Annotated in this window: 14 protein-coding genes and 1 riboswitch; of the genes, 8 read left to right on the forward strand and 6 right to left on the reverse strand. The window is 50.4% G+C overall.

What is annotated here, in order from left to right; all coding sequences use genetic code 11:
• Positions 1-173: 173 nt before the first annotated feature.
• The 4 genes from yehD (at position 174) to HV352_RS08410 (ending at position 4,952) form a co-directional block, all read left to right on the forward strand.
• The gene (gene yehD, locus HV352_RS08395) at positions 174-713 is read left to right on the forward strand and encodes a fimbrial protein YehD (RefSeq protein ID WP_181635341.1); all 540 of its coding nucleotides are present in this window, start codon (positions 174-176) and stop codon (positions 711-713) included.
• A gap of 63 nt (positions 714-776) precedes the next feature.
• Positions 777-1,457 (forward strand): fimbrial assembly chaperone, encoded by a 681-nt coding sequence (locus HV352_RS08400; RefSeq protein WP_049041084.1) that lies wholly within the window; start codon positions 777-779, stop codon positions 1,455-1,457.
• Positions 1,458-1,470: 13 nt separating this feature from the next.
• A complete protein-coding gene (locus HV352_RS08405) occupies positions 1,471-3,957 on the forward strand; it encodes a fimbrial biogenesis outer membrane usher protein (protein ID WP_181635342.1) in 2,487 nt (828 codons plus the stop codon).
• Positions 3,958-3,968: 11 nt separating this feature from the next.
• On the forward strand, positions 3,969-4,952 hold the full coding sequence (locus HV352_RS08410) for a fimbrial protein (protein WP_103928370.1): 984 nt from the start codon (positions 3,969-3,971) through the stop codon (positions 4,950-4,952).
• A 53-nt stretch (positions 4,953-5,005) separates the two neighbouring features.
• On the opposite strand, the gene HV352_RS08415 is transcribed toward HV352_RS08410, so the two are convergent.
• Positions 5,006-5,338, reverse strand: coding sequence for an RcnB family protein (locus HV352_RS08415; protein ID WP_019077205.1), 333 nt, complete (start codon positions 5,336-5,338; stop codon positions 5,006-5,008).
• A gap of 221 nt (positions 5,339-5,559) precedes the next feature.
• Positions 5,560-5,656: riboswitch (TPP riboswitch) on the forward strand.
• Between the two features lie 31 nt (positions 5,657-5,687).
• Between HV352_RS08415 and thiM the strand changes: the two genes are divergently transcribed.
• Genes thiM through HV352_RS08430 form a run of 3 tightly spaced genes read left to right on the forward strand, consistent with a single transcriptional unit; the run spans position 5,688 to position 8,061 of the window.
• Complete coding sequence (gene thiM, locus HV352_RS08420) at positions 5,688-6,476, forward strand: hydroxyethylthiazole kinase (protein WP_103766534.1); 789 nt, start codon at positions 5,688-5,690, stop codon at positions 6,474-6,476.
• Positions 6,473-7,273 (forward strand): bifunctional hydroxymethylpyrimidine kinase/phosphomethylpyrimidine kinase, encoded by an 801-nt coding sequence (gene thiD, locus HV352_RS08425; protein WP_181635343.1) that lies wholly within the window; start codon positions 6,473-6,475, stop codon positions 7,271-7,273. The genes thiM and thiD overlap by 4 nt, the downstream gene beginning before the upstream one ends.
• A 41-nt stretch (positions 7,274-7,314) precedes the next feature.
• Positions 7,315-8,061 carry a GntR family transcriptional regulator gene (locus tag HV352_RS08430; protein ID WP_181635344.1) on the forward strand — a complete coding sequence of 249 codons (747 nt, stop codon included), beginning with the start codon at positions 7,315-7,317 and terminating at the stop codon, positions 8,059-8,061.
• Here the strand turns inward: HV352_RS08430 and HV352_RS08435 are convergent.
• The 3 genes from HV352_RS08435 to HV352_RS08445 are packed head-to-tail and all read right to left on the reverse strand — an operon-like array spanning position 8,035 to position 11,275.
• Positions 8,035-9,000, reverse strand: a complete 966-nt coding sequence (locus HV352_RS08435) for a PfkB family carbohydrate kinase (protein ID WP_049269029.1) — start codon at positions 8,998-9,000, stop codon at positions 8,035-8,037. The genes HV352_RS08430 and HV352_RS08435 overlap by 27 nt on opposite strands.
• Positions 8,997-10,001 (reverse strand): ADP-ribosylglycohydrolase family protein, encoded by a 1,005-nt coding sequence (locus tag HV352_RS08440; RefSeq protein ID WP_019077202.1) that lies wholly within the window; start codon positions 9,999-10,001, stop codon positions 8,997-8,999. The genes HV352_RS08435 and HV352_RS08440 overlap by 4 nt, the downstream gene beginning before the upstream one ends.
• On the reverse strand, positions 9,998-11,275 hold the full coding sequence (locus HV352_RS08445) for a nucleoside permease (RefSeq protein ID WP_016153674.1): 1,278 nt from the start codon (positions 11,273-11,275) through the stop codon (positions 9,998-10,000). Before HV352_RS08445 ends, HV352_RS08440 begins: the two co-directional genes overlap by 4 nt.
• Positions 11,276-11,527: 252 nt before the next feature.
• Between HV352_RS08445 and fbaB the strand changes: the two genes are divergently transcribed.
• Complete coding sequence (fbaB, locus tag HV352_RS08450) at positions 11,528-12,580, forward strand: class I fructose-bisphosphate aldolase (RefSeq protein WP_016153672.1); 1,053 nt, start codon at positions 11,528-11,530, stop codon at positions 12,578-12,580.
• A 22-nt stretch (positions 12,581-12,602) separates the two neighbouring features.
• Here the strand turns inward: fbaB and yegS are convergent, their stop codons facing one another.
• Positions 12,603-13,502, reverse strand: coding sequence for a lipid kinase YegS (gene yegS, locus HV352_RS08455; protein WP_046275436.1), 900 nt, complete (start codon positions 13,500-13,502; stop codon positions 12,603-12,605).
• A gap of 131 nt (positions 13,503-13,633) precedes the next feature.
• Complete coding sequence (gene artJ, locus HV352_RS08460) at positions 13,634-14,365, reverse strand: arginine ABC transporter substrate-binding protein ArtJ (RefSeq protein WP_016153670.1); 732 nt, start codon at positions 14,363-14,365, stop codon at positions 13,634-13,636.
• Positions 14,366-14,410 lie beyond the last annotated feature (45 nt).

Genomic DNA, 14,410 nt, shown 5'->3' on the forward strand with positions numbered 1-14,410 from the left:
TTTAAAAGAATAAAAAAATCGACTGATTTGTTTCTATTATATTGCGCTTTGCAATTTGTTTTAAATCAATAAAACAACGCGTTTACATTGCGGTAACGTTTCTGGTGTGCGAATTTAATTTCACGGGTTAAGTCCTCTTAACCAATAGAAGTTAATTCATTAAGGAATATACGATGAAACGTTCAATTATTTCCGCTGCTGTTCTGTCCGCTGTAGTTATGAGCGCTGGGGCTTTTGCTGCTGATTCTGATCAGGGTGAACTGATTATTACTGGTAAGGTAGTAGGGACCACTTGTAAATTTACAGGGGATGCCACTGCGACCATTGGTATGAACCAAATTGGTGCTGACAGATTAAATGCCTTAAGTGCTGGTGGTGTTTATGAAGGATACTCAAATAAAACCACCGTGCCATTGACGGTTGAATGTACAGGAAGTAAAGCACCAAAAATTACTTTCTCCAGTTCTCAATTTGACAGCAATAATAAATATATTACACGAAATACCGCAGCAAATAATGGTGCTGGCTTCACCGTTTACTATGGTGATGATTTTACTAAACAGGTTAACCCCGATACAGGTATTGAGTTAACTAAAACTGCGGACAATAAATATACTCTGAACTTTAGCGCACGCTACGCAAAAATTGGTTCTGCCGATGTCTCCGCTGGTGATGTGGCCTCTTCGCTGACGATGACTGTTGTTACTGATTAAGATGACTATCCTGTTTGTCGGCGGCTCTGGCCGCCGATTATTTCCGCAGTAAGGATAATTATAATGAAAAAAATACTCGTGTTTTTACTGGCCGGTACAGTAATGCCTGCGTGGGGCGGCATATACATTTACGGCACCCGTGTCATTTATCCGGCACAGAAAAAAGAAATTACCGTGCAATTAATGAATGAAGGCAGTCGCAGCTCGCTGGTTCAATCCTGGATAGATGACGGAGATACCAGTCTGCCACCCGAAAAAATCCACGTGCCATTTGTAATGAGCCCTCCGGTGGCAAAGGTCAGCGGAGGCTCTGGTCAACAACTGAAAATTAAGCAATTGGCAAATACGCTACCGGAAGATCGTGAAAGTCTTTTTTTCCTGAATGTGTTAGATATTCCTCCTAATTCTGCGGAATCAGAAGGCAAGAACATGATTAAATTTGCTATGCAGAATCGCATCAAATTTATATATCGCCCGCAGGGTATCGCCGGTGTAGATGAAAAAAGCTTTTCTCGCTTAAGCGTCAGAGATATCAGCGGTGGCATTAATATCAAAAATAATTCTGCCAACTGGATTACTATTCCTGAACTAGTGGGTAATTCAAAAATAAACAGCGAGACAGTATTACTTGCTCCGTGGTCAGATAAAAAGGTCATCACCACTGCTGTCGTTAATCATTACAAAGTTACTCTTATTGATGATCACGGAAACTACTTAAGTGAAAAAATAAAAACGGAAAGATAGTCAAGGATTGATTATGTCAAAGATAAATTCTATTACACTGTCAATCCTGTCGGTGTTGGCCGCTTCATCCGTATGGGCTGAAGAAGACACGTTTGATACCCACTTTATGATCGGTGGTTTGAATGGTGAGAAAATCTCTCGCTATCAAATTGATGGCGATAAGCCAATGCCCGGTATATATGAAATGGATGTTTATCTTAATAATAAGTGGCGTGGTCGGTACGATATTGATATTAAAGATGATCCCGAACTGACATGTCTGCCCTGGGCACAATTGCAGCAAATTGGTATTCGCACCGGGAACATTAAAACGGATAAACAAGAAGGCTGCGTGCCGCTGCGTGCAGCAGTGCAGGGCGGCAGTGTTAGTTATGACATTGGGGAGTTTATTCTAAATTTAAGCGTGCCTCAGGCGTATGTGGTTGAATATGAACCAGGATATATGCCGCCTGAAACCTGGGATCGCGGGGTGAACGCTTTTTATACCTCTTATTACGCCAGCCAGTATTACAGTAATTATAAACACGGTGGTGATGATAAAAGCAGCTATGTGAACCTGAATAGCGGGTTGAACCTGCTGGGGTGGCAGTTGCATTCAAGTGACAACTATACGAAAGGTAATGAGGGCAACGGCAAATGGAAGAGCAACACGTTATATGTGGAACGTGGTGTGCCGTCGATTCTTGGTACATTGCGCGCCGGTGACATGTATACCGGGGCAGATATTTTTGATGCCGTACGTTTTCGTGGTGTGCGTATCTGGCGCGATATGCAAATGTTACCAAACTCAAAACAGAATTTTACCCCTGTAGTTCGTGGGATTGCCCAGAGCAACGCCCTGGTAACCATCGAACAAAATGGTTTTGTTATTTACCAGAAAGAAGTGCCACCAGGCCCATTTGCTATTGATGATCTACAACTCGCTGGTGGCGGTTCGGATTTAGATGTCAGTGTGAAAGAGGCTAACGGTTCGATATCTCATTATCTGGTGCCTTTTTCATCTGTGCCAAATATGCTGCAATCTGGCGTATCGAAATATGATTTCGCTGCAGGGCGTAGCCATATTGAAGGGGCTGGCAATCAGTATGATTTCCTGCAAGGGAGTTATCAGTATGGTCTGAACAATCTGCTAACGGTCTATGGCGGTACAATGCTGTCGCAAAACTATTCTTCATTTGTGCTTGGGACTGGCTGGAATACCCCCATTGGCGCAGTATCGGTAGACGCCACGCGATCGCATAGCGAGCAGGATAATAGTGATGTTTTTGATGGTCAGAGCTATCAGGTTGCATGGAACAAATATGTCACGCAGACCGGTACGCAGTTTGCACTTGCAGCTTATCGTTATTCCTCGCGGGATTATCGTACCTTTAATGACTACGTGTGGGCGAATAATAAAAATAACTATAATCGCGATAAAAACGACGTTTATGACATTGCGGACTACTATCAAAATGACTTTGGCCGCAAGAACAGTTTTTCACTGAATATAAATCAAGCGTTACCCGAAAACTGGGGATCCCTGGCGGTCAGTGGCCTGTGGCGCGACTATTGGCAACGCAGTGGAAACGGCAAAGATTATCAGCTTAGCTACTCTAACGCCTGGCAGCGAGTTAGCTATACCGTTGCCGTGAGTCAAACGTACGATGAGGACAACCACGAGGATAAGCGTTTTAACCTGTATATCTCCATCCCGTTCTCGTGGGGGGACGGTATTTCCACTCCTCGACGCGATCTGTTCGTCTCTAATTCCACGACGTTTGATAATGACGGCTTTCAGTCGAATAACACCAGCTTAAGCGGGGTGACGGGTCATCGCGATCAATTCAGCTATGGTGCCAACCTCAGTCAGCAACGACAGGGGAACGAGACAACTGCGGGCGTTAGCATGGTCTGGCGCGCGCCAGTGGCGACGGTAGGCAGTAGTTACAGCCAATCGAATAAGTATCAACAGGCCAGCGGCAATATTCAGGGGGGGATCGTGGTGTGGTCTGAGGGCGTGGCTTTGACTCCCCGGCTTTCAGATACATTCGCCATTGTTAAAGCGCCTGGGTTACAGGGTGCGGCTGTGCAAGGGCATCGTTACCTAACGACCAACAGTAAAGGTTACGCGGTTTACGACAGTCTGACGCCGTACCGTGAAAATATGCTGATGCTGGATCTTTCCGACACTAATAGCGATGTGGCATTACTGGGCAATCGAAAAGGTACAGTACCCTATCGCGGTGCGGTCGTGATGACGGAGTTTGAAACCGATCGGCGCAAACCCTGGTACTTCCTGGCCGAGCGTCCGGACGGCTCTCCGTTATCTTTCGGTTATGAAGTGGAAGATGATATCGGTAATAATGTTGGTTTGGTGGGGCAGGGTAGTCGGTTATTTATTCGCACCAACGACATTCCCGCGTCGGTACGTGTTGCAGTTAATAAACAGCAGGGACAGTTCTGTACAATTACCTTCGATAGGGTGATTGATGAGAATAAAGTCTATATTTGCCGATAAGGATGCAAGATATGAAAGGATACGTATTTTTGATATTTTTGCTGCTGTCATCCTTTGGTGCTGATGCCGGGTGTACATTTCAGACAAAAAATGGCGGGTTAACGACAATTAATCTGGATATGACATCTGGAACAGCAACAAATCAAATTAATCTCAGTTCCAGTGGCAACATAGTGTGTACAGCCAACAGTGATAGCTTATATTATACAACACCGCTCAAGGATTACATTGTTGCAATTCAGGGGGGCAGCGGCAAGAAGGTTTTAATTAATATCAATCTGACCAGCAATGATTTTCCAGTAAGTATTGGTAAGAAAACGGTTAGTGCCGGCGAAGTGCTGGATACCAAAAGTTTCACCATCTCAGCAAGATATGTAAATTCAGGGACTATTAAGCAGACAGTATCCGGTGATGCGTTTAGTCTGAGCGACCCGGCAGTAAGTATTACCTCTGATAATTCTTGTACTTCAAACTGGTTAGCTTATCTTTATTGCTGGGTTACCGGACGTTTATCGAGTAATTCAGCTTTTACACAGAATTTAAGCTTTACAGTAACGCATAAACCCACCACGTGTCAGTTTTCATTACCTCGATACGAAATTAAAATGCCAGATACCACATTAAATGAAATGCTCACGGTTAATAATACCAAATCGGGTTCCACAAATCTGGTATTGAATTGCGAAAGTATATATAACGTCACCACTAATCCCGTCACTTTTAAGGTGGTGCGCGGTGACTGGGATGAAAGCGGGAAAATACTAAAAAACACGATAGCAAATGGCGCCAAAGGTGTGGGGTTCCAGATATATAATGGCACCGCGACTTCTCCCCTAAAACAGGGGGATAATCTGATGAACAGAATGACCAAACTGGAAGCAATCAGTAATCAGTACACTTTCCCTATCACTGCGAAATATGTTCGCGTGACAGGGGAATCATTACTGCCTGGTGAAGTACAAAGTAAAGTGATATTTGCAGTATCTTATGACTAATTGATTTGCGGGTATTTCACGTACTTTCTTGCTGAAAGTACGTGTTTTTTCTATTAACGATGATAAAAAATCTCGCCGTCGTAGGCTTTAATGATCTTACCGTCAGCATCGTTGATCAGCACGTACGCACCACCCATGTAGGTCCAGTGGGTACCGGCGGTAGGGGCTGGCAGGTTGCGTTGGTTCCATTGCTTAATCGCATATTCGTCAGTACGGTACAGCGGTGGGACCGTGTCACCAGGTTTAAAATGGGTAAAGTCGGCGATGAAACCGCTCAACTCATACTTATCAATTCCGGTGGGAGCAGCTGTTGCGGCCGGCGCGGCCCAGACGACGCTGCTTGCAAGCAGGAGTGCACCCAGCAACATTTTATTCTTCATACCCATCCTCTTTACCTGTTCGGGTCATCAACATCAGTCGTGTATCATTCCTGGCTTATAGGGCATCTGACAAGAACTTTTTTGTGATCACGCCAGTCATTTCGTAAAAAGTGTAAATGAATGTACAGAATAGCTACAACCTTACCCCGTAATTTCGTGGAGGGCCATGGTGCTGCGCTAATTTACATCATCAAGCGTAGGCAGTATTCTGTTACCGAAACTTGTGTTTCAACGACTCGGGGTGCCCTTCCTGGTGAAGGCTGAGAAATACCCGTACCACCTGATCTGGATAATGCCAGCGTAGGGAAGTCTGACACTGCTCGTGTCCCTTCTTCGCGCGGGCAGGAGCTGAACCATGCAGCCTGACCTGCACAGCCGCACACTCGCGGCTCACACCTTACACCAATTTAGAACGCTTTCCCCTCTCACACACTGCATGACCAACGAGGTCGTGCAAAGCTTTACGGCCAATACGCTGCTGGCGCTGGGCGCATCACCTGCAATGGTAATCGAGCCTGAGGAAGCCAGTCAGTTCGCGGCTATTGCCAGTGCATTACTGGTTAACGTCGGCACCTTAACCCGGGAACGGGCTACGGCGATGCGTGCCGCAGTTGAGCGGGCACAACTTGCTAAAACCCCGTGGACGCTCGATCCCGTTGCCGTGGGGGCGCTGGAGTTTCGTCGTCGCTTCTGTCTGGATTTGTTGGCGCTACAGCCTGCAGCTATCCGCGGCAACGCTTCGGAAATACTGGCTCTGGCGGGTATGAACGGTGGGGGACGCGGCGTGGATACGACCGATACGGCAGCCGCTGCGCTTCCTGCAGCGCAGGCACTGGCTCGTCAGGTTGGGACCATTGTCGTGGTTACCGGCGAAATTGACTATGTCACCGATGGTCAGCGTACCGTCTGCGTGAACGGCGGTGATCCGTTGATGACGCGCGTGGTGGGCACCGGATGCGCGCTGTCGGCGGTCGTTGCGGCCAGCTGCGCCCTGCACGGTGACCGGCTTGATAACGTCGCCTCCGCCTGTAGCTGGATGAAACAGGCTGGACAAATAGCCACTCAACAATCAACCGGACCGGGCAGTTTTGTCCCGGCATTTATCGACGCCCTCTATAACCTGAACGCGCAGGAGCAACTATGAAACGGATTAACGCATTAACCATTGCCGGAACCGATCCAAGCGGTGGCGCAGGTATTCAGGCCGATTTAAAAACGTTCTCGGCGCTTGGCGCTTACGGCTGCTCGGTTATCACGGCGTTGGTGGCGCAAAATACGCGCGGGGTGCAGTCGGTGTATCGCATTGAACCTGACTTTGTCGCCGCACAACTGGATTCCGTATTTAGTGATGTGCGTATCGACACCACTAAAATCGGTATGCTGGCGGAAACGGATATTGTTGAAGCGGTCGCCGAACGTTTGCGTCGCCATCGGGTGCAAAATGTCGTGCTGGATACCGTGATGCTGGCGAAAAGCGGCGATCCGTTGCTGTCTCCCTCGGCGGTTGAAACGCTGCGTACCCATTTGCTGCCGCAGGTTTCGATTATCACCCCAAATTTACCCGAAGCTGCGGCGCTGCTCGGGGCTCCCCATGCGCAGACTGAGCAGGAGATGTTAGAGCAGGGAAGGGCGCTGCGGGCGCTGGGTTGCGAGGCGGTGTTGATGAAAGGCGGTCATCTGGTGGATGCGCAAAGCCCCGACTGGCTCTTTACCCGTGATGGCGAACAGCGTTTTACCGCGCCAAGGGTGATGACCAAAAATACCCACGGTACTGGCTGTACGCTATCGGCGGCGCTGGCGGCGCTGCGTCCGCGCCATGACAACTGGGCACAGACAGTGCAGGAAGCTAAGTTGTGGCTTTCAGCGGCATTGGCGCAGGCCGACACCCTGGAAGTCGGTGAGGGAATTGGTCCGGTGCATCATTTCCACGCGTGGTGGTAATGAGTATACTGGCTGCAGAAACGGCTGCAGGAAAAAGATAAATGGAACAAGCGCATACCCAGCTTATCGCGCAACTGAATGAACGTATTTCCGCGGCAGATAACACGCCGCTGTATATGAAATTTGCGCAAACGGTGAAAAACGCTGTGCGCAGCGGGATTCTGGAGCATGGAAACATCCTGCCCGGCGAGCGCGATCTCAGCCAATTGACTGGCGTTTCGCGAATTACGGTTCGTAAGGCGATGCAAGCCCTGGAAGAAGAAGGCGTCGTGACGCGCGCCCGCGGTTACGGGACGCAGATCAACAACATCTTCGAGTATTCGCTAAAAGAAGCGCGTGGTTTTTCACAGCAGGTGGTGTTGCGCGGTAAAAAACCAGATACGCTGTGGGTTAACAAGCGGATTGTGCCTTGCCCGGAAGAGGTAGCGCAGCAGCTGGCTGTTGCCACGGGGAGTGACGTCTTCTTGCTCAAGCGCATTCGCTACGTAGATGAAGATGCGGTTTCTATTGAAGAGTCATGGGTTCCTGCCCATCTAATTCATGACGTGGATGCCATCGGCGTTTCACTGTATGACTATTTTCGCAGCCAGCATATTTTCCCGCAGCGCACCCGCTCACGTGTCAGTGCCCGAATGCCTGACGCAGAGTTCCAGGCGCACATTCAAATGGACAGAAAAGTGCCGGTGCTGGTGATCAAGCAGGTAGCGCTTGACCAGCAGCAACGGCCCATTGAATACAGCATCAGCTATTGTCGAAGCGATCTATACGTGTTTGTGTGCGAGGAGTAACGCCTCGCGCGTAGGGGCGCAATCGCCCCCGCGATGCCCTACCACCCAGGACGCCACGGCGTTTCCAAGCAGTACCGCGTCAGCCAGCGACCAGCCAGACGCCAGTCCGGCCAGCATGCCGCCAGCGTGGCTGTCACCTGCGCCAATGGTATCAACGACCGCTGTCGAAAATGCCGGTATGCAACCGGAAGTTTGGGTGCTGAAATACCACGCACCGTCTTTATCGTGGCGTACCACCACCGGTGTGGCAAAACGTTGCACCCATTGTGCGCCAAAACCTTCTATATCCTGGCTTAATGCAAACCGCTCGGCGGCAATTTCCGCCTCCTGCCGATTGAGCGATACCAGTGGACGGCAGGCCATAATTCTTGCCAGTAAGGGCTCGGGAATGTCGCCGATGCGTGGGCCAAAATCGATAAACGGCGTCACTTCCTCCAGCCCTTCCAGCCAATGCACCAGCAACTCACCACACGGAGAGGCTAACTGATAGCCCGAGAGATAAACCAGGCTGTGACGTGGGATCTCCAGCTGTGCCAGCCAGTCAGCGTTCCACTGATTTTCGACGCCACTAAAGGACATAAAGGTACGTTCGCCATCCGGCTCGACCAGAGCGAGACACCAGCCGTTATCGCCTGCGGCGTTATCGATCAGGCTGTGCAGTCCCTCTTTTGCCATCCGGTTGCGGATAATATCGGCCCACACCCCCTGACCCAGCGGTAAAGCATTACTGGCGTCGATACCTAACCGCTTGAGTGCTACGGCGATATTGAGCGCGCAGCCGCCAACGTTCACCCCTTGCTGTTTGAGTTCAATGTCACATCCGCGCCAGGGAAGGGCATACGCATCGGCAATGACATCAATCACCGCCGCACCCACCACCGTAACGGGTCGCTGTGTGCGTAACTGCGGGAGAAGTTGTTGCAGACGCGTGGTGCTCATAGTGCCTCCCGCTGCTCGCGCAGTCGCATCAATCCACTGGCGTAGCGGATAAAGTCCAGCTGATTTACCGCATCGAGCTCATGTTTCAATGCCGGATTAATCGCACTTACGCCGTGGAGCGCGCCACAAATGGCGGTTGCCATCGCCCCGATGGTGTCGGTATCGCCCCCGAGGTTCGCGCACAGAATGGCGCAGCGGTTAGGATCGGTCTGCGCCAGCTCAACCATAGCGATGGCGCAAGGCACGGATTCAATGGTGCTGGTTCCGGCCCCCACAACCTGATACAACTGCTCGCAGGCAGACTCAATGCCGTCAGCGTTACGGACAATTTTCAGCGCCAGTTCAAGGCGTGCAGAGAGCGATGCGCTAAAGGTAGTGATCCTTTTTTGCTGCGCATGCCGGGCAATGGCTGGCAGCGCGTCGACAATCTCTGACCATTTTCCGCCATCGATAGCGCGTGATACCGCCCACGCGACCACCACTGCGCCAGCGATAGCCAAATCCGATTTATGCGTCGGGCTGGAGGCTAATGCCACATCATCGATAAAGGCATCGAGATCGCGCGCGGGGAGCAGACATCCCAGCGGTGAAACGCGCATTGCCGCTCCGTTGGTAACGCCGTTATTTTCCAGTTCGGCGACAGGTTTGCCGTCGCGAATGGCTTTTAGCGCAATTTTTGAGGTCGGGCCGAGCACGTTTTTATTAAAAGCATCAAAACGTTCGGCCCAGGCCAGAATATTGCGGCCAATAACGTCGGGTACAATCTCTCCGTCGCACTCAAGCAGGGCATCAGCCAGACACAGCGCCATGGAGGTGTCATCAGTGAACTCCGCCTGGTTAAAATAGCAGGCGGCATTATTCTCCGCAGGGCCGGGTAAAAAACGGTCGATCCAACCGAAATGGGCTTTAACCCGGGTTCTTGGCCACAGTTCCGACGGCATACCCATCGCATCCCCTAACGCCTGCCCATAAAGAGCACCGAGAATACGTTCTGCTTTCATTTTACTTCCCCTTGTTTCAACGCTACATCGCGATCATCCACCTTAATGGCGGTGATTTCTTTATCTGACTCGCGAAAGAAAATCATAAACATTACGGCAATGACGGCGATCATGACCGCGCCAAATCCCCACATGCCAGCCCAGTTAAAGGTAAGACCATTCACCGGTTCCTGATAAGCAAACATTTTTTCCATCATCACGCCGCCCAGACGATAACCGAGCAGGCTACCGAATCCCTGACAGCAGAGGGTGATAAGCCCTTGCGCCGCGGTGCGCATATGTACGGGCGCTTTTTTATCGACATAAATGTAGGCTGTGACGTAGTAGAAGTCGTAACTGACGCCGTGCAGCAGAATGCCGAGAAACAGCAGAGCGTAAGTGAAATATTCTTCCGCGCCGCCGTAAACGAAAAATCCGTAGCGGATAGCCGCAGTAATAAGACCAAGCAGCAATACCTTTTTAATGCCAAAGCGTTTGGTGAAAAACGGTAGCGCCAGCATAAAGAAGATTTCAGAGAACTGGCCCAGCGTCATCCAGCCGGTGGCGTTTTTCATCCCGACTTCTGTCAGATAACCGTTGGCGAAGATGTAATAGAACGCCAGCGGCATCGCGAACAGAAAAGAGCAAAAGAAAAAGACGAGGAAGTTCTTATCCCGCAGTAGGATCAGCGCATCCAGACCCAGCATGACCTTGAAATCCATTTTGCCGGTACTTTTCGGCGGCGTATCCGGTAAAAAGAACGCAAAGACGCCCAACAGAGCGGAGCTTCCGGCAGTGATAAGCAGAGGAATATTGGTAGGGGAGATGTCACTATAGCCAAGCATTTGCGGTAAGAAACCGCAGGCCAAACCAGAGGCGATCCAGCCAATGGTCCCCATCACACGGATGCGCGGGAAATCACGCTCAACGTCACTGACGTTGGCAAAAGCGATACTGTTGGTCAGCGCAATCGTCGGCATATAGGTCAACGAATAGGCCAGTAACAGCGGGAAAAATCCGCTGAAGGTGGTTTGCTGGGCGGCGAAGTACATCAAAATAGCGCCGACGAACATCAGCACCGCCAGCACTTTTTGCGCGGAGAAAAAACGGTCAGTGACAGAACCGACCAGGATGGGCGACAGGATCGCAGCAATCGCGGTACAGGCGTAGGACCAGCCGATCTCCCCGGCGCTAAAGCCACTTTTACTCAGCCACAGCCACAGCGGTACAAACCAGGCGCCCCAGATAAACCACTCTACAAACATCATGAACGACAGCTTAACTGTAGTTTTCATCTTTAAATCCTTCATGACAGGTAAGGTACGCACTGATAGTACCATTCGATAATACCTTTAAAATACCTTTGAGGTCTAAATTTGACCGCCTTAACATTATTTCTTCCTGAATCGAGCCAGCAGAAGTTGCTGAAAAGTGCGCTAAAGATGGAAAAAAAACGCAGTCGGTACCAGGCTTATTGCTGCCCGCAACAAAGCGGGTCAGGACAATCCACATTCCGGTTTCAAATCGGAACTTACGGGAGCATAGCTATGACTGATATTGCGCAGTTGCTTGGCAAAGATGCCGACAACCTTTTACAGCATCGTTGTATGACCATTCCTTCTGACCAACTTTACCTGCCTGGACATGATTACGTCGATCGCGTGATGGTGGATAACAACCGTCCGCCAGCGGTGCTGCGTAATATGCAAACGCTGTATAACACGGGCCGACTGGCTGGGACAGGTTATCTGTCAATTCTACCGGTGGATCAGGGCGTGGAACACTCCGCGGGGGCATCGTTTGCGGCTAACCCGCTGTACTTTGATCCGAAGAATATTGTGGAACTGGCTATCGAAGCAGGGTGTAACTGCGTGGCATCGACCTATGGCGTGTTGGCTTCCGTCTCCCGTCGCTACGCGCACCGCATTCCGTTTCTTGTAAAAATTAACCACAACGAAACGCTGAGCTACCCCAATACGTTTGACCAGACGCTGTATGCCAGCGTAGAACAGGCATTCAATATGGGCGCGGTTGCGGTAGGGGCAACCATCTATTTCGGTTCAGAGGAGTCCCGTCGCCAGATTGAAGAGATTTCTGCGGCGTTCGAGCGTGCTCATGAACTGGGCATGGTCACCGTGCTATGGGCGTATCTGCGTAACTCCGCGTTTAAAAAAGATGGCGTGGATTACCATGTTTCCGCCGATCTCACCGGGCAGGCTAACCATCTGGCAGCCACTATCGGGGCGGATATCGTTAAGCAGAAAATGGCGGAAAATAACGGCGGGTATAAAGCAGTCAACTTTGGCTACACCGACGATCGCGTTTACAGCAAGCTGACCAGCGACAACCCAATCGATCTGGTGCGTTATCAGCTGGCGAACTGCTATATGGGGCGCGCCGGATTAATTAACTCTGGCGGTGCGGCTGGCGGCGAAACCGATCTGAGCGATGCGGTACGTACGGCAGTGATTAACAAACGTGCTGGCGGCATGGGGCTGATTCTTGGACGAAAAGCATTCAAGAAAACCATGGCTGACGGCGTTAAGCTGATTAACGCCGTGCAGGATGTTTATCTGGACAGCAAAGTCACCATTGCCTGATTCCAGTTGGGGTGTCGTCGTGTTAACGCAGTAGCGGACAACCCGGCGGCAGTCTGCAACGTAGCGCTGCGGGCAGGATTTCAATATGAAATTCTTGTCCGCTAAGCGGTTCGCCATCGAGATTAAACGTAATTTCATGCGGGGCGCGGATATCAAACCACGATGATGCGCCTTCGATGATGTTAGGGTTGTCTTCGGATTGCGTTAACGCCGAAAGCAGCCCTGGCAACAACTCTTCGCCGGTAAAAATACGCAGTTGCAGCAGACCATCGTTGATCAGCGCTGTCGGGCAAAGCTGTTGCCCACCACCGGCCTGACGACCATTACCGATACCAATGACCAGCGCCTTACCCTGCCAGTGAAAATCTTCCCCACGAATGTCGCAGATATCGGGTTTGAGCGTATCCATGCGCATTAATCCGTGAATAAAGTACGATACGCCACCTAATGCGGCCTTGAGTTTTTCTGGCGTCTCGCTGGTGATGCGTGTGCCGAAGCCGCCGGTCGCCATATTGATAAAACAGGTTTTATCATTGACCTGAACCATATCGATATCAGTCGCATTTCCGGCGATAGCCAGTTTTAACGCCTTATCAAGGGCGTCGGGTATGCCTACGCTGGTTGCAAAATCATTCGCCGTTCCCAACGGTAAAATACCGAGCGCCGGGATATTGCCGCCCTGCGACTGGATCAGCGCCGTCGAGACTTCGTTAATTGTGCCGTCGCCGCCGCCGGCAATCACCGTTGCAACGCCTAACTGGCGAGCTTCATCAACGTAGCGTTGTGCGTCGCCTTTTTCCCAGGTAACGCGAACATGGATTTCCACGCCTTCATCGCGTAGCTCTGCAATGACATCACGCAGGGGGAGATTATCAGCACTTTTTCCATTGAGGATCAGTAAACTGGCAGGGAACGCTATCATCCGTTTGCCTCACTTTTTTTCGTTTTAACAAGTGTACGCCAGGAATGGGTTTATGGCGTAAGAACTGACTGAAAGCGAAGGCGAAGAGATAAAAAAAGCCGCAGAATGCGGCTTTTCAGATTGGGTGGACGTTACTGTGGGAACCACTGATCGCTGATTTTTTGGTACGTGCCGTCAGCTTTGATTGCGGCCAGCGCGCTATTCAGTTTTTCCAGCAGGGCTTTGTTATCCGGGCGAACCGCAATGCCAAGACCAGTACCGAAGTATTGTGGGTCGGTCACTTTGTCAGTGGCTACGCCTAACTGCGGGTTGGTTTTCAGCCACTCGTTAACCACGGCGGTATCGCCAAATACGCCATCAATACGACCATTTTTCAGGTCGATAATCGCATTCTGATAGCTGTCGTAGGCCACGGTTTTCACTTCAGGGTGTTTGTCCTGCAGGTATTTCTGGTGCGTGGTGCCGTTTTCCATGCCAATGCGTTTCCCTTTCAGGTCGGCAAAGGTTTTATAGGTGTCTTTTTTCGCAATCACCAGCGCGGAGTTTGCATAGTAAGGCTGAGTAAATGCCACCTGCTTGCTACGCTCAGGCGTGATGTCCATTCCGGAAATCACCGCATCATATTTTTTGAATTTCAGCGCGGGAATCAAGCTATCAAAAGCATGATTGGTGAAAGTACAGTCAGCCTGCATTTGTTTGCACAGTGCCGTTGCCAGGTCGATGTCAAAACCGACAATTTTATTGCTTGCATCCAGTGACTCAAATGGCGGATAAGTCGCTGATACACCGAAACTAATTTTATCAGCAGCTGAGGCGCCTGCGGCGAAAGTAGCAAGTAATGCGGCCAGTACTAACTTTTTCATGGTGGAACTCCCGTCTGTCAATCTTATGATTATTTACCGTGTCTG

This window comes from Citrobacter sp. RHBSTW-01044, assembly GCF_013781945.1.
Lineage (GTDB): Bacteria > Pseudomonadota > Gammaproteobacteria > Enterobacterales > Enterobacteriaceae > Citrobacter > Citrobacter braakii.